18 protein-coding genes and 1 pseudogene are annotated in these 26,080 nt (G+C 44.0%); 9 read left to right on the top strand and 10 right to left on the bottom strand.

The genetic code is table 11. The features are described from left to right. Positions 1-125 precede the first annotated feature (125 nt). Positions 126-503 (bottom strand): transporter, encoded by a 378-nt coding sequence (locus ACED42_RS15655; protein ID WP_371703247.1) that lies wholly within the window; start codon positions 501-503, stop codon positions 126-128. Between the two features lie 203 nt (positions 504-706). Continuing rightward, the gene (locus tag ACED42_RS15660; protein WP_371703249.1) at positions 707-3,091 is read right to left on the bottom strand and encodes a helicase-related protein; all 2,385 of its coding nucleotides are present in this window, start codon (positions 3,089-3,091) and stop codon (positions 707-709) included. A gap of 184 nt (positions 3,092-3,275) precedes the next feature. On the opposite strand from ACED42_RS15660, the gene ACED42_RS15665 reads away from it, so the two are divergent. The 3 genes from ACED42_RS15665 to ACED42_RS15675 all read left to right on the top strand — a co-directional run bounded on the left by ACED42_RS15665 (position 3,276) and on the right by ACED42_RS15675 (position 7,728). Next, positions 3,276-4,964: an NAD-dependent malic enzyme gene (locus tag ACED42_RS15665; protein WP_371703251.1), complete on the top strand. Its 1,689-nt coding sequence runs from the start codon at positions 3,276-3,278 to the stop codon at positions 4,962-4,964. 193 nt (positions 4,965-5,157) lie between these two features. Further along, positions 5,158-5,994: an ElyC/SanA/YdcF family protein gene (locus ACED42_RS15670; RefSeq protein ID WP_371703252.1), complete on the top strand. Its 837-nt coding sequence runs from the start codon at positions 5,158-5,160 to the stop codon at positions 5,992-5,994. 363 nt (positions 5,995-6,357) lie between these two features. After that, positions 6,358-7,728 carry a DASS family sodium-coupled anion symporter gene (locus tag ACED42_RS15675; protein WP_371703254.1) on the top strand — a complete coding sequence of 457 codons (1,371 nt, stop codon included), beginning with the start codon at positions 6,358-6,360 and terminating at the stop codon, positions 7,726-7,728. Positions 7,729-8,043: 315 nt separating this feature from the next. Here ACED42_RS15675 and ACED42_RS15680 read toward each other — a convergent pair whose 3' ends face one another. Beyond that, entirely contained in the window at positions 8,044-9,339 is a 1,296-nt protein-coding gene (locus ACED42_RS15680; protein ID WP_371703255.1) for a GGDEF domain-containing protein, read from the bottom strand. A 302-nt stretch (positions 9,340-9,641) separates the two neighbouring features. On the opposite strand from ACED42_RS15680, the gene ACED42_RS15685 reads away from it, so the two are divergent. Continuing rightward, positions 9,642-10,466: a DUF2797 domain-containing protein gene (locus ACED42_RS15685; RefSeq protein ID WP_017098743.1), complete on the top strand. Its 825-nt coding sequence runs from the start codon at positions 9,642-9,644 to the stop codon at positions 10,464-10,466. 133 nt (positions 10,467-10,599) lie between these two features. On the opposite strand, the gene ACED42_RS15690 is transcribed toward ACED42_RS15685, so the two are convergent. Together ACED42_RS15690 and ACED42_RS15695 are read right to left on the bottom strand one after the other, a co-directional pair. Further along, positions 10,600-11,850, bottom strand: a complete 1,251-nt coding sequence (locus ACED42_RS15690; RefSeq protein WP_371703257.1) for a diguanylate cyclase — start codon at positions 11,848-11,850, stop codon at positions 10,600-10,602. Between the two features lie 247 nt (positions 11,851-12,097). Beyond that, on the bottom strand, positions 12,098-12,982 hold the full coding sequence (locus tag ACED42_RS15695; RefSeq protein WP_371703259.1) for a LysR family transcriptional regulator: 885 nt from the start codon (positions 12,980-12,982) through the stop codon (positions 12,098-12,100). A 203-nt stretch (positions 12,983-13,185) separates the two neighbouring features. Here ACED42_RS15695 and ACED42_RS15700 point away from each other — a divergent pair, with 203 nt between their 5' ends. Then, complete coding sequence (locus tag ACED42_RS15700; protein ID WP_371703261.1) at positions 13,186-13,857, top strand: type 1 glutamine amidotransferase domain-containing protein; 672 nt, start codon at positions 13,186-13,188, stop codon at positions 13,855-13,857. Positions 13,858-14,038: 181 nt separating this feature from the next. Here the strand turns inward: ACED42_RS15700 and ACED42_RS15705 are convergent, their stop codons facing one another. The 4 genes and pseudogenes from ACED42_RS15705 to ACED42_RS15720 all read right to left on the bottom strand — a co-directional run. Further along, complete coding sequence (locus ACED42_RS15705; protein ID WP_371703262.1) at positions 14,039-15,274, bottom strand: cysteine desulfurase-like protein; 1,236 nt, start codon at positions 15,272-15,274, stop codon at positions 14,039-14,041. Further along, positions 15,258-15,914, bottom strand: a complete 657-nt coding sequence (locus ACED42_RS15710; RefSeq protein WP_371703264.1) for a 2OG-Fe dioxygenase family protein — start codon at positions 15,912-15,914, stop codon at positions 15,258-15,260. The genes ACED42_RS15705 and ACED42_RS15710 overlap by 17 nt, the downstream gene beginning before the upstream one ends. A gap of 877 nt (positions 15,915-16,791) precedes the next feature. Continuing rightward, a complete protein-coding gene (locus ACED42_RS15715; protein WP_371703266.1) occupies positions 16,792-19,038 on the bottom strand; it encodes an AAA family ATPase in 2,247 nt (748 codons plus the stop codon). 48 nt (positions 19,039-19,086) lie between these two features. Next, positions 19,087-19,349: pseudogene (locus ACED42_RS15720) on the bottom strand (integrase); the annotation flags it as partial. A 409-nt stretch (positions 19,350-19,758) separates the two neighbouring features. Here ACED42_RS15720 and trxB point away from each other — a divergent pair. The 3 genes from trxB (at position 19,759) to cydC (ending at position 24,378) form a co-directional block, all read left to right on the top strand. Beyond that, positions 19,759-20,718, top strand: coding sequence for a thioredoxin-disulfide reductase (gene trxB, locus ACED42_RS15725; RefSeq protein WP_371703268.1), 960 nt, complete (start codon positions 19,759-19,761; stop codon positions 20,716-20,718). Positions 20,719-20,879: 161 nt separating this feature from the next. Continuing rightward, on the top strand, positions 20,880-22,664 hold the full coding sequence (gene cydD, locus ACED42_RS15730) for a cysteine/glutathione ABC transporter permease/ATP-binding protein CydD (protein WP_371703269.1): 1,785 nt from the start codon (positions 20,880-20,882) through the stop codon (positions 22,662-22,664). Beyond that, positions 22,657-24,378 carry a cysteine/glutathione ABC transporter ATP-binding protein/permease CydC gene (gene cydC, locus ACED42_RS15735; protein ID WP_371703271.1) on the top strand — a complete coding sequence of 574 codons (1,722 nt, stop codon included), beginning with the start codon at positions 22,657-22,659 and terminating at the stop codon, positions 24,376-24,378. Before cydD ends, cydC begins: the two co-directional genes overlap by 8 nt. A gap of 154 nt (positions 24,379-24,532) precedes the next feature. Here cydC and ACED42_RS15740 read toward each other — a convergent pair whose 3' ends face one another. Further along, positions 24,533-25,399 carry a LysR family transcriptional regulator gene (locus ACED42_RS15740; RefSeq protein WP_269334874.1) on the bottom strand — a complete coding sequence of 289 codons (867 nt, stop codon included), beginning with the start codon at positions 25,397-25,399 and terminating at the stop codon, positions 24,533-24,535. A gap of 142 nt (positions 25,400-25,541) precedes the next feature. On the opposite strand from ACED42_RS15740, the gene ACED42_RS15745 reads away from it, so the two are divergent. Beyond that, positions 25,542-25,916 carry a nuclear transport factor 2 family protein gene (locus ACED42_RS15745; protein WP_269334875.1) on the top strand — a complete coding sequence of 125 codons (375 nt, stop codon included), beginning with the start codon at positions 25,542-25,544 and terminating at the stop codon, positions 25,914-25,916. The last annotated feature ends 164 nt before the right edge of the window (positions 25,917-26,080 follow it).

The following is a 26,080-nucleotide window of genomic DNA, read 5'->3' on the forward strand; positions in this document are numbered from 1 at the left end:
CTCTAAGCTCTAAGCTCTAAGCTCTAAGCTCTAAGCTCTAAGCTCTAAGCTCTAAGCTCTAAGCTCTAAGCTCTAAGCTCTAAGCTCTAAGCTCTAAGCTCTAAGCTCTAAGCAATACTGATAGATTAAAGCTTAATAGTAAACTCTTCTCCAGTATTCTCGGCAATCACCAAATGACTGCGCGATTCAATGTACTCGATCTGCTCTTTTTCAAGAGAATATGGCATAGCAACTTTGAGTTCATTGATCCCCTCTAGCTTGGCTAGCTTGAGTAAGGTAACAATGTTTGACTCATCACTTTTACGCGTCGACATCGATTTCAATGCCATCTGCCATAAACGATCTTCAGGGCTTGCGAGCTCTTTAATGCTATCTCGCCAGACGGTACTAAATACTGGCGCAATCGTGGTTAGTGCTTCCAGAAAAGTCCATTTTTTACTGCATGAGGCGCCAAGAAATGTTGTGTAATCAAACTCTACACGCGTCTCTGTCTGTTTATCCATGATGTCCCCCGACACTTTGACAACACAATATACTCAATATCTATCAACTCTTTCTTTATAGCAATAGGATATAGAAGAATAGTCTTTTATGACCTTTTGATTGGTTAAAAAGGCATATAAAAATCAAACTTGTAACAAAATAAGTACTGAAAAAACATATATGCACCTATTTGATTAATATTTTAGAGATAAAACTAATCCATCTATTTGATATCAATTATCCGACTCGCTTTTTTGTACTGAATACGCCAGCCAGACCATGTCGGGAGCTCCCAACGTTTTGGCGATAACTTTCGACTGCCCGATTGATAGTGAACGTAAATCAGCTTGCGTGCCGGCAGGTATTCGACTTCGAGTTGCAAGTCGGCAAGGCTCAATGCAAACGGGTACTTTTCCGAAAACTCTGAATAAAGCCAAGTAGGGATACCATCGAATGGAATATCAGCATGGTCGAACATTTCCAATTCGCTCACATCAGTGACACCTAACACTTCAAGCTGTTCTATAAACCATAGCTCAAAGTTCATTTGGCCAATTTCTGGTGTGTATTGGGTTTGTTCATTGAGACCGAGTTTCACATACAACTGCCAATGTTTGATTTGTTGAGTGCGAGCTTCTGCAAAACCGGGAAGTTTAACCCCATTCGATACAAGATCGACGATCGGCTTTAACGATAGTTGCCCTTCCGCTGCCACGAGCTTGGTCGTGATCGTACGGCCAGCGTACACCAATGTCATCTCAGTAAAAACGCCATCATCATTGACCACGGTTTCACCTTGTTGCCACTCTCCCATCTCCGCTTCAATCATAAGATCCAAAGGAATAGGTGCAGTGACCGTCGCTAAGGTCAGTGTTTGCTTAACGCCTCTTCCCGGCAAACTATGGGTATCAAGCACCAACATCGCTTGTTCATTATCAGGGAAACGATTCTGACGGCCGAGTACTACCTCTAAAACTCCATTAGCAAAGGCTTCTTTTCGTTTCAGTCTGCGTACGAACACCAGTTCAGGGTGAAGTTGAACAATAGTGTTAAGCAGTTCAATACGCTGGAAACGGGACGCGACTTCTAATTGAGGAAGTTCAAACACCTCACGCATTTGCTTAGCCAGTCCCTGTGCTTCATTCAATGCCTGCTGATCGATTTCTAGATTCGGATATTCGCGACCGCGAACGATCTGAATCAACAGGCTTAGATCACACCCTTCCTTTTCTTGCTGAGCGAGTGCTTCCAAATGTTCTGCATTGTTCGGTAACTGATACAAGCGAGCCGGAACGGACAACGCAGCTGTGAGATCGACCATCGCTTCTTTTAATGCTTTGGTTTTGATTCGAGTAACGATATCGGCATACAAAGCATCAATCGGCAGCGGATACAGCTTTTTGCCATGCTCGGTAATTTGATGGTCGGCTTTAATCGCTTCCATCGTCAGCAAGGTTTGAGTAGCACTGTTTAGTGATTTTTCAGGAATAGGATCAAGGAAAGACAAGCTCTCAAGCGGAGCACCACAACAGGCCGCGGCCAACATCGGTTCGATCAGCTCTTCACGCTGCAATTCAGGCGGTGTGACTAACTCTAACGCCGCATGCTCACCATACAGACGCACACAAGCGCCGTCCATTACCCTACCCGCGCGACCAGCTCGTTGCTTGGCACTGGCTCGTGATATGGATTTAAGCATCAGAGTCGTTCTACCGTTTCGTTGAACGGTGCGTCTTTCTAATCCTGAATCTATCACCACACCAATATCGGGAATGGTTAATGAGGTTTCTGCCACGTTGGTTGCAAGAATGACCTTTCTCAGGCTATAACCGTTAGCATTGATATCGATATTACGACCCGATAACGCTAAATCTCGCTCCTTATCACTGACCGACGCATGCAATTTCACCACTTGGATATCTGGATTTTTCGCTAAGGCTTGTTCGCATTGCACGATCTCTTTTTTACCCGGCAGAAAAACCAACATGTCACCAGAAGATGCTATCAGTTGGTGATTCACTTCTTCGGCAATGCGTTGCTCTAGGTGTCGAATATCGGGCAATGCTCTGGACTCATTCGCTCGGTGTTCAATAGCAACTTGATAAGTTCGGCCTTCACAGCTTATTCGATTCGCATCCAAATAGTGAGCGAGACGTTCCCCTTCGATGGTTGCAGACGTGATCACCAAGCGATGACTCGCTTTTTGTTTGAGAATCGCCACCAGCAAATCGATATCCCAACGCCTTTCGTGAAATTCATCGACAACGATGACATCAAAGCCAGCGAGTCCATCTTCAGATAACCAACGCAGCGCGATACCGGGCGTCACAAAAACAACGTTAGTTTTCTCGTTGTATTCAGACTCAAGTTTGATCGCATAACCAATTTTGTCACCAAGCTTTTCACCCGATTGTAGGGCGAGATATTTAGCCAGTGATGTACACGCGATGCGTCTTGGTTCCACCACCAGCACTCGCCCATATTGGCAAGCCCAAAGTGGCAGGCGCGTAGATTTACCCGATCCGGTTTCCGCCTCTACGACAAGGTGAGAATTAGCGATTTGTTCGTGAAATACGTTTTGATAAGCATCGATGGGAAGTAATGACATAAAAAAGAGGCGTCGCGAAAAAGTGTGAGCAAAGTATAACGAATTATGCTGCTAAAATTCGATAAGTGTGGGACATGGGTAAGAATATCATTTTGTTTGCAAAGATCGGAGGTAAACTATTTACAATTGAATAACTAAACCGTTATCATTTTTCGGTTACCCTTTCTCCCATATTAGGCATCTAATGAACAACGATAAACGCCCTCTATATATCCCTTATGCTGGTCCTGCTCTACTAAGTACCCCTCTTCTAAACAAAGGCAGCGCATTCTCTGCTGAAGAGCGCAGTTCTTTCAACCTTGAAGGCTTGTTACCGGAAACAACCGAAACAATCCAAGAGCAAGTAGGACGTGCATACAAGCAATATTGTAACTTCGAAAGTGATATGGATAAGCATATCTACCTTCGTAACATCCAAGACACTAATGAAACGCTTTTTTATCGTTTAGTTCAAAACCACATCTCTGAAATGATGCCTATCATTTACACGCCAACAGTTGGCGCAGCATGTGAGAACTTCTCAAATATTTACCGTCGTGGCCGTGGTCTGTTTATCTCATACCCGAACCGCGATCGTATCGATGACCTACTGAACAATGCGACAAACCACAACGTTAAAGTTATCGTGGTTACGGATGGTGAGCGTATTCTTGGTTTGGGAGACCAAGGTATCGGTGGCATGGGTATTCCAATTGGTAAGCTAGCACTTTACACAGCTTGTGGCGGCATCAGCCCAGCTTACATGCTACCAATCGTGCTCGATGTGGGTACAAACAACCCGCAGCGTCTTGCTGACCCAATGTACATGGGCTGGCGTCACCCTCGTATCACAGGTGCAGATTACGATGCATTCGTTGAAGAATTCATTCAAGCCGTTCAACGCCGTTGGCCAGATGCTCTAGTTCAATTCGAAGATTTCGCACAAAAGAACGCAATGCCACTGCTTGAACGCTACAAAGATCGCCTCTGTTGTTTCAACGATGATATCCAAGGCACAGCCGCTGTAACGGTTGGTTCTCTACTTGCAGCATGTAAAGCAGCGAACAGCAAACTGTCAGACCAACGCATCACCTTCTTAGGTGCGGGTTCTGCAGGTTGTGGTATTGCTGAAGCTATCATTGCTCAAATGGTGTCTGAAGGTATCAGCGATGCACAAGCTCGCTCTCAAGTTTACATGGTTGACCGTTGGGGTCTGCTACAGGAAGGCATGCAAAACCTGCTTGATTTCCAACAGCGTCTAGTTCAAACCAACGCGAACACCAAAGATTGGGAAAGCGACGGCACTGGTTTCTCTCTACTAGACGTTGTTCGTCACGCGAAACCTACGGTTCTGGTTGGCGTATCTGGTGCTCCGGGTCTGTTCAGCAAAGAAGTCATCAAAGAGATGAACCTACACTGTGAACGTCCTATCGTGTTCCCACTGTCAAACCCAACAAGCCGTGTTGAAGCAACACCAAATGACATTATTCGTTGGACTGACGGCCAAGCGCTTGTTGCGACAGGTAGCCCGTTTGAGCCTGTGGTTCACAACGGCACCACTTACCCAATCGCTCAGTGTAATAACAGCTACATCTTCCCAGGTATTGGCCTTGGTGTATTGGCTGTGAATGCTTCACGCATCACTGACGAAATGCTAATGGAATCAAGCCGAGCACTTGCAACGTGTTCTCCACTTGCTATCAATGGCTCAGGTGCTCTACTTCCACCATTGGAAGAGATTCACACCGTATCTAAGAAGATTGCTTTTGCCGTTGGTAAAAAAGCGATTGAGCAAGGTGTTGCTCTAGAGATCACTGAAGAAGCACTACAACAAGCGATTGAGCAGCACTTCTGGCAGCCGGTTTACCGTCGCTACAAGCGTACTGCATTCTAATAAAGCGTTCTGTACTTTGAATAAAGCGTGCTGCGCTTGGAATAAAGAGCGTTAACTACTCTTACAAGAGCCTCTGCAACTGCTGGGGCTTTTTTCTTTACACTGTCTTGTCTTTTTAACTGATTTTTCTCATTTTTATTTGGTATTATCGAGCACTCAAAAATTATTGCTCAGTCAAAGGACCATACCGAGAGTGAAATTTGATTCTCACATTTTCCGTAGCCACTTATTAAAAGCTTACAAAAAACTGCAAGGTTTTCTGTTTGGCGCTTTCCTCGTGTTCTTAGTAGGCAGCGCTGCGGTTATTGCGATCGATTATTGGGTTTCATGGCAAGCGGAAGATCGCATCATCTACGATATAGATGAAGTGCCCGAGCTTGAGGTCGCCGTTGTGCTTGGCACGAGCAAATATTTGGGTCGAACACTCAACGACTATTATAAACACCGAATCGAAGCCGCGATTGAGCTGTTCGATCGTGAAAAGGTAGACCAATTTCTACTGAGTGGCGATAACGCTCATCGCTCTTACAATGAACCGTGGACGATGAAACGCGACTTGTTAAAAGCGGGCGTCCCCGATGAACGCATCAATCTAGATTATGCGGGGTTCAGAACCCTAGATTCGATTGTTCGCGCCAAAAAGATATTCGATACCGATAACTTCCTAATCATCACTCAGAAGTTCCACTGTGAAAGAGCGCTATTTATCGCTAACTCTTACGATATTAATGCGCAGTGTTTGGCGGTTTCAGGACCAACCCATCATTCAGGAACCTCAATACGTTTACGTGAAGTGTTTGCACGTACCAAAGCGTTTCTTGATCTGTATATTATTGGTACTACGCCAAAATTCCTTGGCCCTAAAGAGCCGATCCAACCCAGTCCAAAACCAGAATCATTGCCGATTCCTAGCCCTATTACGGACCCCAATGTAAATCCTATAGCAGACCCCAATACAAACCCTACTGAAAATCCGATTGCAACTCCTTCAGTAAGCCCTATTTTAGAACCAGCAGAGACCGATGTGTAGAAAACTACACATTTTGAATTTGTTGCCTCACACTTCCCCATTGTTAAGCAAAAACACACCAACACTCCTTTATTAACTTGAGTAACATTCTCCCAACAAAGTCTGACCCTACATCAAGTCTATATACCTCGAAAATAATAATACCAATCAAAGTAAGTAAGTGATCATAAATAGCGCAGGAAAAATGCTTGAGAACAAGGCAGAAATTTTCGATAAGTAGTTATTCTACAATCAAAATTTCTAACGATGTTATCGAGTGTTTTAACCAGCTAGGATGAGACCAGTTAGTTACTACGATTGGTATAAGCACCGCTCAACGAAGTCGTGCACCAATAAAACGAGGATAAACAAAAGGAGCGTCTTATGACGGCACTTGTTACTACACTGAAACACTGGTTGTTTACCCGCAACAGCATGATATTAATTGGTAATTTCACGCTATTTGCAGTTTTGCTCAATTCCCTGCCATTCGAAGCGCAAGTGAATACGGGTTTAAGTATTCTCGTGTTCGTTGCCATTCTATGGTTAACAGAAGCTATCCACGTCAGCATCACCGCTTTGCTCGTTCCCCTATTGGCTGTCTTGTTTGGTGTATTCAACACGCCCGCAGCACTGGCTAACTTTTCGAATCCCATCATATTCTTGTTCATGGGCGGATTCGCGTTGGCAGCCGCACTGAACAAGCAAGAGCTGGATAAAGCGATAGCTGACAAAGTATTGCTCATAGCAAAAGGCAGAATGTCGGTAGCCGTGTTCATGTTGTTCGGTGTGAGTGCGGGTTTATCCATGTGGATCTCAAACACCGCCACCACAGCAATGATGCTCCCTCTTGTTCTTGGTATCATGAACAAAGTCGACAAAAGTGAAGACCGAAACACCTACGTGTTCGTGCTATTGGGTATCGCTTACTGTGCTTCAATCGGTGGTATCGCAACTTTAGTTGGTAGCCCACCAAACGCCATTGCTGCGGCAGAAGTTGGCTTGAGCTTCACAGAGTGGATGGCGCTTGGACTACCTATCTCGATGATCTTACTGCCAATCACGATGATTATTTTGTACGTGATGACTAAGCCAAAACTTGACCACAAATTCGAGTTAGACCATGCACCTGTCGAGTGGACAAACAGCAAGAAAATCACACTGTCTATCTTCCTTTTAACCGTAACGCTTTGGATATTCGGCAAGCCGATCAACGCAATGATTGGCGGGTTCTCTAAGTTTGATAGTTTGGTAGCGATTGGCGCCATTGTACTGCTTGGCGCTTCTAGAGCCGTGGAATGGAAAGACGTTGAGAAGACAACGGATTGGGGTGTACTTATCCTGTTCGGTGGTGGTATCTGTTTAAGTAACATTCTGAAAGCGACCGGAACCAGCGTATTCCTAGCACACTCACTAAGCGGATTTTTAGAAACAGCAGGTATACTTCTTACGATTCTAGCCGTAGTCGCGTTCGTGGTATTCCTAACGGAGTTTGCGAGTAACACAGCGAGTGCGGCATTGCTTGTCCCTGTATTTGCAACCATTGCTGAAGCGCTGGGTATGTCACCTGTTATCTTATCTGCACTGATTGCGATTGCCGCATCTTGTGCCTTCATGCTACCAGTCGCGACACCACCTAATGCGATTGTATTTGGCTCTGGTCATATCAAACAAAAAGAAATGATGCGAGTCGGTATGGTGTTGAACCTAGTTTGTATCCTAGTTCTGACTCTGTTCGCTTGGATTTTCTGGTAAACACTAATGTCCTATAGACGTATGTTTATAGACAAGTACTTATAGGAATGCCCCTTCTCAAAAAAAATCTGGTTGCAGCTTCCCCCGGCTCAACCAGTACAAAAATGCCCGCTCTGCTAACAAGATCAGTTTAACTAACAAGATCCGTTTAACTAGCAAGATCAGCCAAACGGGCATCTAAAAACAAGAAACGCTTTTCCCTTTTGGTGGCCCCGCGCCACCTTTTTTGTTTTGGCTATTGGGATAAGAACCATAAAAACGCCACACGTCACATGTGCGCGTGTGGCTTATAAGCTAATCAAAACAATTTTCAGGTTAGTGGCTCAAGACCACCTGATTACGCCCTGAATGCTTCGCTTGATATAAGGCTTCATCAGCGCGGGCAATGGTCTCTGTCACCCGCTCTTGTTTTATCTCGGCAATGCCGATACTGCAAGTGAGAGAATCCCCATGAATCCAAAGATGTTGGCTAACCAAAAGTCGGATTTTCTCTGCCTTTCTCTGCGCTTCGCCAGCTTCGGTTTCAGGGCAAAAAACAATAAACTCTTCACCACCCCAACGTACAAGTTTGTCCGTCGCACTGATAGAGCTGCCAACCACCATACTGAATTCACGCAAGATATGATCACCCATCAGGTGTCCGTATTTGTCATTCACACTTTTAAAGTAGTCAATGTCCAGGTAGAGCATACTTAACTTGCCGTGGCCTTGCTTCACCTGTTGCGACTGCATTTTTAACCAATCACGAATCGCGTGTCGGTTAAGTATCCCTGTCAATTCATCACGATGAGCCTTTTCAGAAAACTCGAAGTTTTGCTCTCTCAATGCCCGATTGACGTTTTTTAAGTGATGGTGTCTTTTTTCAGCGATCGCGATACGTTTTCTTGAGCGGTGTAATTCTGAAAGCAGAAACACAGTGCCTGTACCCACCCAGATAAACAGCAAGATCAGGAACAGGCTTTCAGCCGAAATATACGAACCCTCAAACTCAATACTTCGAATAATTATCCGATGGTGACCTAATTTAGCACCAGAAGCAGTAGCAAACTCAACCATGTTAACGTTCGAATATTCAGGTGCTGAGTGCTCTAACGCAATCTCGTTATCCGCTAACCACCACGTCATGACTTGCAAGTTTTTGATCGGGATCTCGATCACGCCACCATCGATTCCTGGAGAGAACTCCATCCCATTGTACTTATGTGTGTACTCATCATCGGGAACCGAATAAGCAGGATTGTAATTACGTAGGTACGTTCTCAGACGACCACTAGAATCAGCCTTCGCATGGTAATCAATATTGACTCTAAAGGTGTGGTACTGCGAAAGGTCAAGACCAGTGGTTATATCTGGGCTAATACGAATCGATAGCCCACAGTAAGGCCACGGATATTCGGATTTTTTAAGCTCACAATCGAGAATATACTGCCCATTTTCATAGGATAATTGGGAGGTACTGACTCCTCTATCAACTTGATCGCTGGTCGCGATAAATTCATATTGTTCAGGAGTAATTGTTGTTATCACACGATTTCCACTTACCTGGTAATACTGCACAATGGCAAGTGTTGCGATAACTAGAAAGATAACAATTTTATGAATCCACTTCACATCTAAGCTTCCGGCTTTTGGTCCCTATAGTTGGGATTTGACGATATAAACAAGCAAAATTAATCATTAGATTGCATACTAACAATTGACTTAAAAACGTTATATCACACCTTAACAAAATGTCATACTATAATTTAGATGACGTATTTCCAGTCAATTATTCACTGCATGAATCAAGTAATATTGCGTATAAATAGGGGCTCTATTTGTTATACTCATCGCATAATCATCGTTAACCGCAGCGACTGCTTACAAGGCGTTCGAGTCGACGAAATAATAATCAAAATACAACGAGTAATGTCATGTCTTTATTAGCAAAAGGAACACTCAGAAAAATGAGTGCTTCCCTTGATGGTGCGGTTACCTACCGTTTACCTGTAGGGGAAGAGTTTGTAGAGCTAAACCCTCTGATTGGAAAAACCATCAACCTTACCCACACTGGTAATATTTTTTGTTGTTCGTGTGGTAAGAAAACTAAGAAAAGCTACTCTCAAGGCCACTGCTTTGTGTGCATGAAAAAGCTAGCAAGCTGCGACATGTGCATCATGAAGCCTGAGACTTGCCACTACGAACAAGGCACTTGTCGTGAGCCTCAATGGGGTGAAGAAAATTGCTTCGTCGATCACTTCGTTTACCTGTCGAACACATCAAGCCTTAAGGTAGGAATCACTCGCCATACTCAGATTCCAACTCGCTGGATTGATCAAGGTGCCACTCAAGGCCTACCTATTTTGAAGGTAAAAACACGTCAGATCTCTGGCCTTATTGAAGTCGAATTAGCAAAACACATTGCTGACAAAACCAACTGGCGCACACTGCTAAAAGGCGACGGCGACGATATGGAGTTGGTAGAAAAAGCCAAAGAACTATTGCCACTTGTAGAAGATAAGATTCAAGAGATCAGAACGAAGTTTGGTGATGATGCTATCGAGGTACTCAGTGAGAGCATTACTTCATTGAGCTACCCGGTTGAACAGCACCCAGTGAAAATTGTATCGCACAACTTTGATAAGAACCCTGAAGTGACGGGCGTACTTCAAGGCATTAAAGGCCAATACCTTATCTTGGATACTGGTGTGATTAACATCCGTAAATTTGGCTCTTACGAAGTAGAAGTGTCTGCCTAATTTATAGAACTTAAGCGTTTCTCATAGTTAGAGGCGTTCAGTTAATAGCCAAAAACTAAAATGCCCTCAAGTGATGACTTGAGGGCATTTTTCGTTGTCGATTCTATTCGTCTTTGGATGACGGTTTTAGGCGTTAAAGCGCGACTACATCTCCGTCTACGCAATTCTTGCCATTGGCTTTCGCGCGATAAAGAGATTGGTCGGTTAAATTCACGAGTGCGTCAATAGTGACACCGTCTTCACACGCTCGGCTATCGCTGATTCCGATACTCACGCTAGAGTTAAAACGAATTTGTTCACCCACTTTGAACTCGACTTGATTGAACTGTTGGCGAATCTCTTCTGAAACTTCGAGAGCTGTTTCAAGAGACGCATTTGGGATAAATATAATGAACTCTTCACCACCCCAACGGCCTGCTACTCCACCGACTTTCTCGGCATTGCGCTTAGTTATACCAGCCAAAGCACAAATTACCTCATCACCCACCATATGACCATAAGTATCATTGATCGACTTGAAGTCATCGATATCTAGTAGCATACAGACAAGGTAGTTTTTAGAGAACATATGCTCTCTCAACCATTCATAAATCGCCCTACGATTAAGCAGATCCGTCATTTCATCGTAATTCGCTTGGTGAACCAACTGCTTCTCCAACATCACCTTTTGAGTCACATCTTCGAGTACTACTTGAACGGCCCGCTGACCTTTCCAAGTAATTGCATTATCGTAAATATTAAAGAAGCGATGAACACCGTCAAAGCCAATATTTTCAACCACGGTACTGGTTCCCGACAACTCACCCGACACGATCGCTTGATAGTGTTTATAGATGCCGTCGCTATTCTGCTGTGGTACTAAGTCAAGAATCGAATCCAGCGCTAAGACTTGCTCTATGGAAGATCCACCTTGCAGTTTTACCCAGGATTGATTGACCATCAACGGTTTGAAATCTCGGTGAACCAAGATGCCCTGCCCTGATTGCATGATCATGTCGTGATACATCTTATCTTGCTCACGCACTGCATTTTGCAGCTGAATCGCAGGGGAAAGATCGATAACCGTGACTTGCAGTGCAGGTCTTCCCTGCCACTCCGTCACATGATCGATAGAAAACACGGTAAACTCTCGGCCATTGCGATCAACATTGGTATAGGTGTGAACCTGAGGGTCTCGTTGACCACTGACCGTTTCGAGGTAATTTTGATAGGCTAAAACATGGTACTCTTCTGAGATGAGATCTAGAAAGCTATCGATATCAGAAAGTAGTTCTTCCGGTGATTGGTATCCATAGATGCGAGCATAGTTAGCGTCAACACTCACTACATTCATATCTTGAATCGTTATTACACCGTACGTGGATTCGAAATTTATTGAAGACATTGCCAACTCCGCATTCTCGCTACACTTCATAAGCCGAAGCATAACAACACATCCTGCCAACGCTTCCACACAATCTATCACGCGTTAGGGACATTAATATGATATCTAGTATATCGTACTGCTTTAGGCTTCTCTACAACTCAATCGTAAGCTTAAGTCATCAAAAGTAGACAAATAGCACCTTCTTATTACGCACATCAAAAAACAAGAAGGATATTGTATAGCTATGTAAGCATTATCTATTCGGTTATTCATTCCAATCCGAAAAGTGAGAGACTAAGAAGTCGATAGCCAGCCTTGCTCTCTGTGGAAGAAAGCGACGGTTTTGATATACGATCCAACTGCTTGTACCTGCTCCCCAATACTCTTCTAGCACTGGAACGAGCTTTCCATTGGCAAGACCTCCGTTGAAGCTGCTTTTGGGAAGATAAACAATGCCAAGCCCTTCTTCACAAGCTTTCAGTACCGCACTCGAGTTATTGCTTTTCCAACGCCCATGTACGCGCACCGCGTTTAACGGTTTTCCATCTTTCTCAAACAACCACTGATCACTGTTGGCAATAATACAGCTGTGCAACTTCAACTGTTCAGGCTGTGTTGGAAAACCGAATTGATCGATGTAGTTCTGACTCGCGGCCGCTGCCATTGGGCGATCCACCAGCTTCCTTGCCACCAAACCAGAATCATCAAGTCGACCATAGCGAATCGCGAAATCAATACCATCTTCGATGAAGTTAACCATATTGGTATTGAAGTTCATTTCGATGGTGAGCTCAGGATGATCTTTGGCAAACTCCATCAACGCTGCTGCGACATGATTCTCTGCAAACGCGCCTGCCGCACTCACACGCAAAGTACCGCTCAGCTGAGCTTGTTGAGACGTGACTTGTTCATTCGCCTGTTGCAGTCCGATAACCAGATCTTTGCATTGTTGATAATAGGTATGCCCAGACTCAGTCAAACTCACCATACGAGTAGATCGAGCCAGTAAAGCCACACCTACCCTCTCTTCTAATCTCGACACTTGGCGACTGACATGACTGGTACTGCAACCCAGTTGTTTCGCGGCTGCAGAAAAGCCGTGACACTCCGCTACCGCCACAAATTCATTAATACCTTCAAAGCTATCCATACTTCTCCTGTTCACCTCCGACTAATTCACATCCACTATTGCTATATAGCAATAATGTTTTGCCTACTCGGCATATTATCACTCAAATGGTTTACTACTAGTATTACAGGTAACGAAACAGCGGTATCTAAATTGAAAGCTTTGGTTTTCTAAATAAAAGCCACGACGCTGAAACCAAACAAACGTGCTCAAAGGAACGAATCATGAAAAAAATACTAATCCCAGTAACTAACCACGCAACACTAGGCGATACAGACCAAGCGAACGGTACTTACGCTCCAGAACTGACTCATGCACTGAAAGAGATCATTGCTGCGGGTTTTGAGTACGACATCGCGTCTATCAAGGGTGGTAAAGGTCCACTGTATGGAACCGATATTGAAGGTGATTCAGTAAACGCCGAGATCTTGGCTGACGATGACTTCCAGAACCGCATCAACAACACGATTCCTGTAAGCCAAGTTAACGTTGAAAGCTACGATGCTATCTTCTACCCAGGTGGATTCGGTTTGCTTTCTGACTTAGCAACCGACGAGCAATTCGCAACGATTGCAGCTAAGCATTATGAAGATGGCGGTGTGATCGCATCAGTATGTCACGGCCCAGCAGCACTGCTTCCGATTGTTCTAAGCAATGGCGAGAAGCTACTAAGCTCTAAATCGGTGACTGGCTTTACTCGTGAAGAAGAGATCGATTTTGGCACCATCAATGACATTCCATTTTTACTGGAAGAGTCTCTTGCTCGCAGCGCTGCGCGTTTCAACAAGGTTAAACCTTGGCATGAGCTTGTAATTGTTGATGAGCGAGTGATTACCGGCCAAAACCCAACCAGTGCTCACGCAGTAGGAGCAGCTCTGGTTAAGCAACTGTCTTAGTTAAATCACGGGCTTTTTCAATTAGCGATTAGCGGCTTTAGCTTAGTAGACTTTGCTAAACAGATATAAGCTCAATCAAACAAAAAAGAGCATACTTCCTACTCAATATTATTGAAAGAAGTATGCTCTTTTCTAATTCTATAGCTATTAAGTGCTAGTGACTTCTTGCTAATTACTTCTGCTAGTCGCTTCGCAAGATCCCTTCAAGCACATTGAACAACAAGTCGATCTCTTCAATCGAGTTGTAATGCATACAACCAATACGCACCACGCCCTGCTCTTCAATACCCAACTGCTTCACCAGCCCTAATGCGTAGAAGTGACCATTCCACACACAGATATTATGCTCACCCAGCTTCTTAGCGATGAACTCTGGAGAATGGTTTTCAAACGTAACGGCAAAGGTTGGCGTTCTTAGATTCGAATCAAACTCGGTTTTTCCGTAAAGCTTTGTCCCTTCAAGATCGGACAAGCGTTTCAGGAAGTACTCACTGAGTTGGCTCTCGTGCTTGTTATACAGCGCGTAGCTTTGCTCTAAACGAGAACGCAATGAATCGGCGGGATCACCTAACTGCGCCAAGTAATCCACTGCCGCAATCACACCAGCAAGGCCTTCAAAACTTTGCGTACCAGTCTCAAATCGACCTGGGCCGATATTGGTTGCAGGCTCTACCTTGTAAGGCTTTAACGTGTGTAGCCATTGAGGCGCAACATAAGCAATCCCCACATGCGGGCCGAAGAACTTATAAGCCGAACACGCTAAGAAATCACAATTCAGTTGCTGAACATCGATCAAATGGTGTGGTGCGTAATGCACGGCATCGACATAAACCTGAGCGCCATATTGATGTGCAAGCTCGATCACTTTCGCCATGTCAACAATCGAGCCAGTGGTGTTCGAAGCAAACGTCACCGCGACAAGTTTGGTTTTCTCGTTAAGCAGCGATTCAAAATGCGCCATATCCAAACTGCAATCCGACTCGTCTACGCGAACTTGGCGAACAATCGCACCTTTGTCGTCTGCCGCTTGCTGCCAGCTCGATACATTTGAGTAATGGTCTAACGCCGTGACGATAACTTCATCGCCCTCTTTCCAATCGCGACTGATAGCTCGGCTAAGTTGGAAGGTCAGCGATGTCATGTTCGCACCGAACACAACGTTGCCAGAAGACTCCGCATTGAGCAGTGCTTGTGCCGCTTCTCGCGCTTGCTGCATTAAACTTGTGGTCTTTTGGCTAGAAAAATAGTGGCCGCCTAGGTTTGAATTGAAATGCCCTAGGTATTCGGTCATTGATGCTAAAACATTCTCAGGCACCTGAGATCCACCTGGCCCATCAAAAAAGGTCACAGGCTTGCCGTTATGATATTGGCCTAAAGCACTAAACTGTTGGCGCACATCATTAAGAGTGAAGGACATTGCGCGCATCCTTAGCTGTTAGAACAAACACATCCATGTAGCCCATCTCGCCGTGGTCTATGGTACGAATCGGTTGTGCATTGTGCCAAAGCTTACTATCAGCAAGCATTGCCACCTCGCCATCTCCTAACACTTTTCTAAAGAATGGTGCTTCGTGGCTATCTTGATAAAGCATCACTTCACCACCAACGATGTTGTGACGAGTAACACCAATGATCGCGATGTGGTCGAAGCCGTCTTGGTGAACACCTTCTGGGGCAACCTGAGTTTCTTCAAAAATAGCGGCAATACGGATTTGATGGATTTCGATTTCTTGTCCGTCTTCAAGCCCGTTGGTTTCAATAAACAGTTCACACATCTCTTGCATGCCTTCACTGCTTAGGATTTGTGCTTCAATCGGCTCGAACTGACGAACAACGTCACCTTGAAAGTGATTAATGTCTTCAGACTGAACAAAGTTATGCTTGTCTTGCTCAACGACTTGTCCATTACTGAATTGAACCACCGAGTACCTTCTCAATCGGAACTGGCCATCTGCATGCTCTGTGCTTGGTAGCTTAGAGAATGATGGTGACAACTCCTTAACTGCATGGTTACTGAGGTGGGTAATATGTAGGGTATTTTCGTGAGCATGTAACATCATCGACTCCTTAATGATTGTTAATTAACTTTCGATATTTAACGTTTTGTTTACATAGAGGATACTTGAAGATCTTGCCAAATCAACATTAAACAATCATTTATCCCGTCAGATTTAATAATTCAGACACTAAATCCAATCTAGAAATAAAAAGCAGTGCATAACACCAGAATAAAAGATGACCAACTCTTAAAACTAGCACACTCCACTAGCCAGTTATAAATGCCTACAATTTAAATAATAACGATATTATTAACTATAAAGACAAGTTTCATATTGTGTCGGCCCTTTCACTTCAATACGCCAGCCTCCTTGCATGAACTCAGGCACCACGGTTGCCATCATTCATTTCTATGATTTGCACATCGAAATACGATCTACCTATCAGTTGCCAAACTATTGATTATTTACACAACAAACTGAAATTGGTTAATTTATCAGTAAGCCAGAAACCAAACGCCTTTGCTTGCGCGTCTGGAACAGGTCGAGTTCGGGGGGAACTCGGCCGCCCTCAAAGGTTTACTTCTTCTTAGGACTGGGACTTCACTGGTCTTCAATTTTTGAAAGCGCTTGAAGTCGAATATTACGAAGGGAGTTTACTTAGTGTTTTTTGACTGTCAGAACATAGGTGGGTGCTCACAAATGTTAGAGGCTTTTCGCTAGCACGTTTATGCCCCAACATGAGTTTCGCTTCTAGAAAAAACAGGCATCGAACGTTTTATTTTCCCTGAGAAAAACTAATGTCTAGAGCAAGTATTGCACGTGAGTAACCATACGTTACTGGTAAATATGCATCTGCTGAGGATTCAAGTTCAGAAACCATTTGAGTCGCTTGGGGGACAAAAGCGAGTTAGGCTAATGCCCCAGTTAACACTTATTAAGCACTCATGGGTAAATCTACAGGCGCTGACTCTGCCTGCTCTCCCATCATCATATTGTAGTGTGAAAGGTGGTCGGCATATTCAAAGACTTTTTTGAACACAGACATATATAGTTCTGTTGAGTCATCAGGGTGTTGAACATAAAGATCGTCGGGGAGACAGTGTGAACCATCATTAATCCAATGAAGTAATGAAGTGCAAACTTGTTGTTCCTGCAAATTCTCAAACTTTGACAATATATCTTCATCACTAAAGCGCCCGAGAATTTTGAAGTAATTCTCTATTATTCTACGCATAGTGTTTTGAATAGTAATCCCAGAGTTTGCATTCCGCTCTTTTAACTCACGCCATAGTAACTCGTATGATGACTCTATCGGGTTTTTCTGCTCATATGCACTTACGCTAGTGACATTGTTTGCTTTTCTTAAAATCCAAAAGTTAGTGTCTTTACAACCATTTGAACGACCATTTTGAAATGAAACTTCTTTATGAAAATAAACGTTGTGAGTCAATAATATAAGCTGTTTAATGCTAGAGTCTGACTCTGTTTTTATTTCACGGATAAGGTCTTTTACAAGAGCGCTGACGATGTAAAGCACATTGCTATCTAAACTCGAGATTGGATCATCTATGACTACAACTCGATCTTCAGTTATTTCTTCTTCTGAAAATGAACCTCGGGTCAGTTGATAGAAGTAAAGGAACGTTATGAAGGTGACTTCGCCTTCACTCAAAGTGTTTTTAACTTGCTCCCCATCTAATCGCTCAATGCAGTAATGATTAGGTAGTGTTGCTGATGGAGCTATCCTGAAGTTTAAGAAACCAAAGCTCACCAGAAGCCTATTTATTTCATCAACTGTAGGTTGAACACTCGTCATGTTACGACTTAGGTCTCTAATTTCCTGCGTTAGTTCAGACTCATTTCTCTTTCGTTGAGAAAGGGTCTCAGATATCTTAGTCAGCGCCTTAGTCAGACCTTTCGTTTTCTTGTTATATGCCTTTAAATCGTCTTCTACTTGATTGGTTAAAAATCTCCAAATTTCCTGCACAAAAATTGCTAGAGCAGAATCAAAGTCTCGGGCTAGTTTATTGTGCTCATTGAGGGAATCATTTGCCTTACCTATCAATTTATTGAGTTCTGTTATCTCATCTTTAGAACTTATCACCTCGATTCGCAGGCTGGCCTTTTCTGATTTCGAAATGAACTCTAAATGATTAGATTTAATGATATTTTCGAGAGAGGTTAAATGAGTTTGAAAAAGCTCGGTGTCGAGTTTGGTGTTGAGATTATTTTTCTCAGCAACCAAAGTGCGTTGAAACCCTTCGAGTAGTCTATCTGCCGCACTACGATAAGCATGCTCTAAGGTTTTAACCCGCTCTGTATCTCGGGCAAATGAGCCATCAAAATATCTTTCGAGATCGGCTCTAAATTCGTCGCCTATCGTATGTTGTTGGCAAAAAGGACAACGAGAGTCACTTGTTAAGAAGCTTCTACCTTGGTTTACCCAGTCGTTGTTACCAAGATGAGAAACTAACTCGGAGATTGCAACATCAGATTTACCAATGATGACTTTTAACCAGATCTCATCTTCTTCTATTGCTGAAAGTGTCGTATCAGCAGAAGACCCTATTAAAGGGTACACTGGTGGTTTATCTCCCAATAGAGTTCTACCTTTTGTTTGTAACTCCTCTAATGAAAGCAATGTCGTCGAGTCAATATTGAGGATCTCTGATAGCATTTTGTCTCGAAATCTTAACTTGCTACCTATAGAGCCTGTTAACGCAGAACGAAATTCTGACTCATACGATTTGAATACTTTCCAGCAACGCTCAGTGATATCTTTATCCGCCTCATTTTTTACTTCAGTTTGTTGGTTGAGGCTAACCGTGAGGCGTGAAATCTGTTCTTTTTCATTTTGTAATGAAGACCTTTTGTCTTTAATAGTATCAACTTGCTCTTTTGTTGCCTGCCCAAGAGTAAAAACGCCAGCAATGTCGCTTGAACCAAAGTTTTTCTCTCGGAACTCCTTGTTATAGACTAAAGTGCTAAGTGGTCTCTCATTATCCCATGTGAGTTGACAGTTCTGATACTTTCCATCATCAGGTTGGCTCAAATAATTAGAAGCAGTAGTCTTGCCACAACCATTAGCTCCATAGATAAAATTAATCTTTTTTAAGTTCGAAAAATGAACACCAGTAGGGCTGTATGTTGCAACGTCTGCTAGCTTAATTGCGTGTATCATTGAAAACCTTCTTACCTGATACTGTAATAATGAACATGCTGAAGAGCATTAAGTCTCACAACTCTCTGAAATCCTCAGCGTACCCTCAATCTCGACACCTTTTTAATTTAGCATGACCTAGAAGCAACTGGATAGCACGCAAGCTATTGATTTTGTGGTAGATCAAAGAATCTTTGTTACGACGTAAAGAATGAGTGCCGTATTTTTTATCGAGTCCGATATCAGTAACCCATCGATTAAGTAGTAATGGCACGAGATGGTTACCCTTCACGTCGTGGATTTGGAAACAGATAGTCTGTTGGTAACAACGTCTCGGTAGTCGAGTTGAGATACATAAACTAATACAGTGAATGTTATTTAGGTTTTCCAATCTAAATGATTTATGTCCAATTGTGAGTTTCAGAGGCCGTAACTTCCCTAGTGCAAGCCAAAACATACAAGCTTCTTCAAGGTCGACTTCAAATCAACGTAAGGTAAGTTTGATTAGTAGAATGACACCTCATCTAGTTTACTAAACTCAGCCATAGCCCTCATTCCAATACCCTAAAGCCTTTACGTGTTTTCACTGATCTTCCAGCCACGAAAACGTTTGTCTCCATTAAGTTCTAAACTATAACGATTAATTACACTTCAGCCCTTGTTTACACTTTTATTGCCTCCATATTTTCCATACAATCCTAAGCGATTATAAATAAAAACAATTTCAATTTCGGAGTCCTCATGAGCGACGTAAAGCACTGTAATTTATTGATTCTTGGTTCTGGCCCTGCTGGCTATACAGCTGCAGTTTACGCTGCTCGTGCAAACCTAAACCCAGTACTGGTTACTGGTATGCAGCAAGGTGGTCAGCTTACAACCACTACAGAAGTGGAAAACTGGCCGGGTGATGCTGAAGGTTTAACGGGTCCAGCACTGATGGATCGCATGAAAGAACACGCAGAGCGCTTTGAAACAGAGATCCTGTTCGACCACATTAACGAAGTCGACCTATCTAACCGCCCTTTCCGTCTTAAAGGCGATTCTGGCGAGTACACGTGTGATGCATTGATCATCTCAACGGGTGCATCGGCTAAGTACCTAGGTTTAGATTCTGAAGAAGCATTCAAAGGCCGTGGCGTTTCTGCTTGTGCAACGTGTGATGGTTTCTTCTACCGCAACCAGAAAGTGGCGGTTGTAGGTGGTGGTAACACGGCTGTTGAAGAAGCACTTTACCTATCTAACATCGCATCTGAAGTTCACCTAGTTCACCGCCGTGACACGTTCCGCGCTGAAAAGATCCTAGTGAAGCGTTTAATGGACAAAGTAGAGAACGGCAATATTGTTCTCCACACTGATCGCACGCTAGACGAAGTTCTGGGCGACGATATGGGCGTAACGGGCGTTCGCATTAAAGATACTCAGTCTGATAAGACAGAAGACATCGAAGTAATGGGCGCATTCATTGCTATCGGTCACCAACCAAACACTGAAATCTTCAAAGGCCAAGTCGACATGAAAGATGACTACATCATCGTTCAGTCTGGTCTTAAAGGTAACGCAACGCAAACTAGCATCCCAGGCGTGTTCGCTGCAGGTGATGTAATGGACCACAACTATCGCCAAGCAATCACTTCTGCTGGTACAGGTTGTATGGCTGCACTGGATGCTGAACGCTTCCTAGATAGCCTTAACGATAAGTAAATCTGAGATTGCAGATTTGATTATCGGTGCTCTCGCCTCAGTAGATGCAGGGCGTCATCACATTTTGTTGTAAATCCCTAGAGCCCAGTGGTATATCCACTGGGCTTTCTTTTGTATACTAGCCGCCCTCAACAAATAATAATTATCATTAAGCCTTCATAATGGATAAGAAAAAACAACGCAGCTTGAACAAGTGGCTTAAGCAACAGAGTAAGTTAGCGAAACGCTGGCTTATGATTGCGATTAGCCTTGGCGTACTTTCAAGCGTGTTTTTAATTGCTCAAGCAGCTCTTCTCGCCTCTATTCTTCACCAGCTGATCATCGAGAATGTCGATAAATCTGAACTGGTTGGTCATTTCGCAGGCTTGGCATTATCGGTCGTTGGCCGTGCTGGCTGTACATGGGGACGTGAAATCGCAGGTTATCGCTGTGGTGAACAGATCCGGATCTACATCAGGCAACTCATCCTTGATAAGTTACGCGAGTTAGGCCCTGCTTATATCAAAGGCAAACCTGCGGGTACGTGGGCAACGCTGTTGCTAGAACAAGTAGAAGACATGCAAGACTTCTTCTCTCGTTACCTACCTCAGATGTCTCTGTCGGTAATGATTCCATTCATTATTTTGGTTGTGGTGTTCCCAGTAAACTGGGCAGCAGGATTGATCTTCTTGCTGACTGCTCCACTGGTGCCGATGTTCATGGCGCTTGTGGGGATGAAAGCGGCCGATGCGAACCGTAAAAACTTCAAAGCGCTGCAGCGCCTTTCCGGTCACTTTTACGACCGTTTACAGTCAATGACGACTATCCGTCTATTTGACCGCACCAACGCTGAAACAGAAGTACTTAAAGGTGCATCTGAAGTGTTCAGAACGCGTACCATGGATGTGTTGAAAATCGCTTTCTTGTCTTCTGCGGTACTTGAGTTCTTCACGTCGATCTCTATCGCGATGACCGCGGTTTACTTTGGTTTCACCTACATCGGTGAGCTGAACTTCGGTCACTATGGTGTTGGCATTACGCTATTCGCGGGTTTGTTTATCCTTATTTTAGCACCAGAGTTTTACCAACCTCTGCGTGATTTAGGTACTTTTTACCACGCGAAGCAACAAGCGGTTGGTGCAGCCGAAAGTATTGTCGAGTTCTTAGAAACCGACATCACTAAGGTAAAATCAGGCGACACTCAACTCGACCCGGCTCAAGGCATCAATATTGAGGCTCAAGATCTCAAAGTGTTAAGCCCTGAAGGTGTTCAATTGGTTGGCCCTATTTCGTTCGCCTTGAACACTCGCCAAGCAACTGCGTTAGTTGGCCCAAGTGGTGCGGGTAAAACGAGTTTGATCAACGCTATTCTTGGTTTCATGCCTTATGAAGGAAGCTTGAAAATCAATGGCGTTGAACTGCGTGACTTAGACTTAGCCTCTTGGCGTAAAACGATTAGCTGGGTTGGTCAAAACCCATTGTTGTTGCACGGCAGCATTCGTGACAACGTCACTCTAGGTAAGCACGATATCGCTGACCAAGTTGTCGAGAATGCACTTGAGCAATCATTTGCTAGCGAATTTGTAAACGAGCACGGCTTGGATTACATGATTTCTGATCGCTCTGGCGGCCTGTCTGTTGGTCAATCTCAGCGTTTGGCACTAGCTCGCGCAATGATTCAAGACGGTCAGTTCTGGTTGCTAGATGAACCAACAGCCAGCCTAGATACTCGTAGCGAACAGTTAGTGATGAAAGGCATCAATAGCAACATTGAAAGCCGCACTGCCCTACTTGTGACGCACCAACTCGCTCCTCTTAAATCAGTCGATAATATTCTGGTTATGCGCGATGGTGGTCTGGTTGAACAAGGTCATTACTCTCAGCTTTCGACTGCGGGTGGTTTGTTTGAAGAGATGCTGAACGCGAACTTAGCTCAACAAGATAATAAGGGTAATTTAGATGCGTGATTTACTGCCTTACCTGAAACTCTATAAAAAGCATTGGTTTGGCCTATCGCTAGGCATGCTATTGGCTTTTGCTACTCTGTCGGCTTCTATCGGCTTGTTAACGCTATCAGGCTGGTTCATTTCAGCTTCTGCGGTTGCAGGCCTTACGATTGCGCGTGAAACCTTCAACTACATGCTGCCGGGTGGTGGTGTACGTGGTTTGGCAATGAGCCGTACTGCGGGTCGTTGGGGTGAACGTGTTGTCAGCCATAATGCAACATTCAAATTGTTAACTGATCTGCGTATCTTCTTCTTCAAGAAGCTGGCTCCGCTGATCCCAGGTCGTATCTCAAACCTTCGTGACGCAGACCTACTGAACCGCTTGGTTGCTGATGTCGACGCCATGGATCACGTTTACTTACGTTTAGTAAGCCCAGTGACGGTTGGTGTGTTCGGGATTTTCTTCCTGACTCTATTCTTGATGTGGTTCGATAGCTCGCTTGGTTTGATCTTGGGTTCTATCCTTCTGATCATGCTGTTGGTTTGGCCAATCTTGTTTTACAAGCTGGGCAAGCGTAACGGCGGTGAACTGACACAGAACAAAGCTGATCTTCGTGTGACTACACTCGATTGGATTGAAGGCTACAGCGAACTGACTCTATTCGGTGCAGAAGAACGTTACCGTAATGCAATTCTAGAAACGCAACACAAGCTGATGGCAAATCAGTTTGTAAACGCCAACCTAACCGGTATGGCTTCAGCAGCGCTAATGCTGTTCAACGGTTTGACGCTGGTTCTTATGCTTTGGCTTGCGGCTGACGGTGTGGGTGGTAATGCACCAGATCCGTTCATCGCGCTAATGGCATTCGCAACCATGGCAAGTTTTGAACTGCTGATGCCTATCGCAGGCGCGTTCCAGCATTTAGGTCAAACTCTGTCTTCTGCTCGTCGCTTGAATGAAGTGATTCTGTCAGAGCCTGAAGTTCAGTTTGCTGAAGAGAAACTCGACATCAACAAGCCGCTTGATATTACGTTCTCAAACGTGACGTTCAACTACCCTGATTCTGAGCGTAGTGTTCTGAACGCTGTTGACCTAACCATCCCTGCAACAAACAAGGTTGCGATTGTGGGTCAAACGGGTTCTGGTAAATCGACTCTGATTCAGCTTCTGACTCGCTACTGGGATCCTAAAAAGGGCTATATCTCAATCGCGGGTATTGAACTGACGCAGTGGAATGAATCGCAGCTTCGTGAATCAATCAGTGTAGTAAGCCAACGTGTCGACATTCTAAATGGTACTTTGCGTGACAACTTGTTGATTGCAAGACCAGAAGCGACCGATGATCACTTAGCGAATATCCTAAAAGACGTTGGCCTAGAAAAGCTGCTTGAGAACAACGCACTTGATAGCTGGTTAGGTGACGGTGGTCGTCAACTGTCTGGTGGTGAGAAGCGCCGTATTGGTATCGCACGCGCGATTCTTCATGATGCTCCTATCCTGCTTCTAGATGAGCCGACAGAAGGCTTAGATAAGCAAACAGAACACAGCATCATGACGCTGTTCGAGAAGCACTTCGAAGGCAAGACGGTTATCTTCATTACGCACCGTTTGATTGGTCTGGAAACGATGGATTCTATCGTTCTGATTGAACAAGGCGAGATTGTAGAACACGGCTCTCACGAGAAACTGTTAAACGAAGAAGGACGTTACTTCCAACTTCGTCAGGCAATCTAGCTCCTCATAAGTTATAAAGAAAACTATTCAAAGCCCGAGTTTATACTCGGGCTTTTTAGTGTCTTTATGTTTTTGTATCTTCACTCTTGAGCAATCTATTAGGCAAGTTTGGTTTTAAGCCTCTTTACTAAATCACTGACTTATCGAATTGGTTTTAAACAAAGTTCTGTTTGAGCTTCTCTTCCAACGCTTGGACGCACAGTTTGATGGCAATCGGTGTGTTTGAGGCGAATGGGTTCAACGCATAAACCGTGTTGGTTGGTAATTGAAAACTTGGCATGATGTCGACCACCTCATCGGATAGCTGATGAAGGTAGAAGTCTGGAATCACACCCATGCCAACGCCAGATTTGATCAACGCGAGACAACTATGAAAGGAGTTCGTAGTGCAGCTTGATTGTTGTTGGTAAATAAAGTTTTGATCTGTTTGAGAAGTAAAGTGATGAGAGACTTGCTTACCTTGCCATGAGTTAGCAATGTAAGGAATAGATTCAAGCTCACGAGAACGCATGCTTTCAACGCCACACAACACGTCTTTAAACTCGCCCAAGCGTTTCTGCTTTAGGTTACTGTCACGAGAACTGCCCACTCGTACTGCGAGATCAATATTGTGTTCCATGAAATCTAAGTGCTGATCATCGCTTATCAGCTCGGGTTTTAACTTCGGGTATTGCTTCATCAAGTCTGCAATAACAGGCGCGACCAATAAATCCATCAACGCATTCGGAGCAGTAATTCGAATTCGACCTTGTGGCTCCTCTAGCTCAGCTTTGGCCATATCCCAAGCCGAGTCAGCAATCACGTTGATGTCTTTGCAACTCAAATAAAAACGTTCACCCATACTAGTCAGAGTTTGTCTGCGTGTTGTGCGCTTGAGAAGTGAAGCCCCTAACTCTTGTTCCAGAATTTTGAGGTGCTGACTAACGACGGACTTAGACAACTCAAGCTTTTCAGCCGCAGCTGATACTGAACCCTGCTCTACAATATGAGCGAAAATCGACATCTGCTTTAGCTTACTCATCTTATTGTTCTCTTTTTACATACAGTATTTTCTATTATCTCTGTTTTTCAACTTAATTTCCAAGGCTAAACTGAATCCAACTTATCGAGATAACCAAATCAAAGACACAGTGTTTGAAAGAAGACTGTTATGGAGAAAGACAATGTTAAACAACCAAATTTTAGAAGCATGTAAGCAAGGCATTAACGCGTGGCAGAAAGCATTCAACAGCCAAGATGCGAAAGGTTGTGCGAATCAATATGCTGAAAGCTGTGTAATGGAAGCGCGTCCATTTGGCACTTTTGAAGGTCGTGAAGCGATTCAAGCATTTTGGCAAAACATCATCGACCAAGGCTTCAAAGACGTTGATTACACCGATGTTAAATGGGAAGAGCACCCAGAAGGAGGCTACATTTTGACGGCTAGTTGGACAATGAACAAAGCATTTGGTGTTGTGCATCGTGAGCACTGGGCACTAGAAGCGGATGGTTGCGCTCGTTTAATCAGCGATGATTTTGAGGTTCAAGGCGAACGCTAGCCTGCTCGCTTTTAAAAGAACAAGCCGCTTTAAAAAATAATGCGATAACAGTAGTTATGTCGCTAAAAAATAGTTATGTCGCTAGAAAATAGTTATGTCGCTAGAAAAACAAAGGCCTGTAGTCTGAATCAGACTACCGGCCTTCTCTTTTTATTCCAGCCTGT

This window comes from Vibrio sp. FF145 (genome assembly GCF_041439075.1).
GTDB classification, from domain to species: domain Bacteria; phylum Pseudomonadota; class Gammaproteobacteria; order Enterobacterales; family Vibrionaceae; genus Vibrio; species Vibrio tasmaniensis_A.

Coding starts and splice junctions, on each gene's coding strand:
- ACED42_RS15655 (WP_371703247.1), bottom strand. CDS start 503: ATGGATAAACAGACAGAGACGCGTGTAGAGTTTGATTACACAACATTT.
- ACED42_RS15690 (WP_371703257.1), bottom strand. CDS start 11,850: ATGTCTTCAATAAATTTCGAATCCACGTACGGTGTAATAACGATTCAA.
- trxB (WP_371703268.1), top strand. CDS start 19,759: ATGAGCGACGTAAAGCACTGTAATTTATTGATTCTTGGTTCTGGCCCT.
- ACED42_RS15700 (WP_371703261.1), top strand. CDS start 13,186: ATGAAAAAAATACTAATCCCAGTAACTAACCACGCAACACTAGGCGAT.
- ACED42_RS15715 (WP_371703266.1), bottom strand. CDS start 19,038: ATGATACACGCAATTAAGCTAGCAGACGTTGCAACATACAGCCCTACT.
- ACED42_RS15665 (WP_371703251.1), top strand. CDS start 3,276: ATGAACAACGATAAACGCCCTCTATATATCCCTTATGCTGGTCCTGCT.
- ACED42_RS15685 (WP_017098743.1), top strand. CDS start 9,642: ATGTCTTTATTAGCAAAAGGAACACTCAGAAAAATGAGTGCTTCCCTT.
- ACED42_RS15660 (WP_371703249.1), bottom strand. CDS start 3,091: ATGTCATTACTTCCCATCGATGCTTATCAAAACGTATTTCACGAACAA.
- cydD (WP_371703269.1), top strand. CDS start 20,880: ATGGATAAGAAAAAACAACGCAGCTTGAACAAGTGGCTTAAGCAACAG.
- ACED42_RS15695 (WP_371703259.1), bottom strand. CDS start 12,982: ATGGATAGCTTTGAAGGTATTAATGAATTTGTGGCGGTAGCGGAGTGT.
- ACED42_RS15705 (WP_371703262.1), bottom strand. CDS start 15,274: ATGTCCTTCACTCTTAATGATGTGCGCCAACAGTTTAGTGCTTTAGGC.
- ACED42_RS15675 (WP_371703254.1), top strand. CDS start 6,358: ATGACGGCACTTGTTACTACACTGAAACACTGGTTGTTTACCCGCAAC.
- ACED42_RS15740 (WP_269334874.1), bottom strand. CDS start 25,399: ATGAGTAAGCTAAAGCAGATGTCGATTTTCGCTCATATTGTAGAGCAG.
- cydC (WP_371703271.1), top strand. CDS start 22,657: ATGCGTGATTTACTGCCTTACCTGAAACTCTATAAAAAGCATTGGTTT.
- ACED42_RS15710 (WP_371703264.1), bottom strand. CDS start 15,914: ATGTTACATGCTCACGAAAATACCCTACATATTACCCACCTCAGTAAC.
- ACED42_RS15745 (WP_269334875.1), top strand. CDS start 25,542: ATGTTAAACAACCAAATTTTAGAAGCATGTAAGCAAGGCATTAACGCG.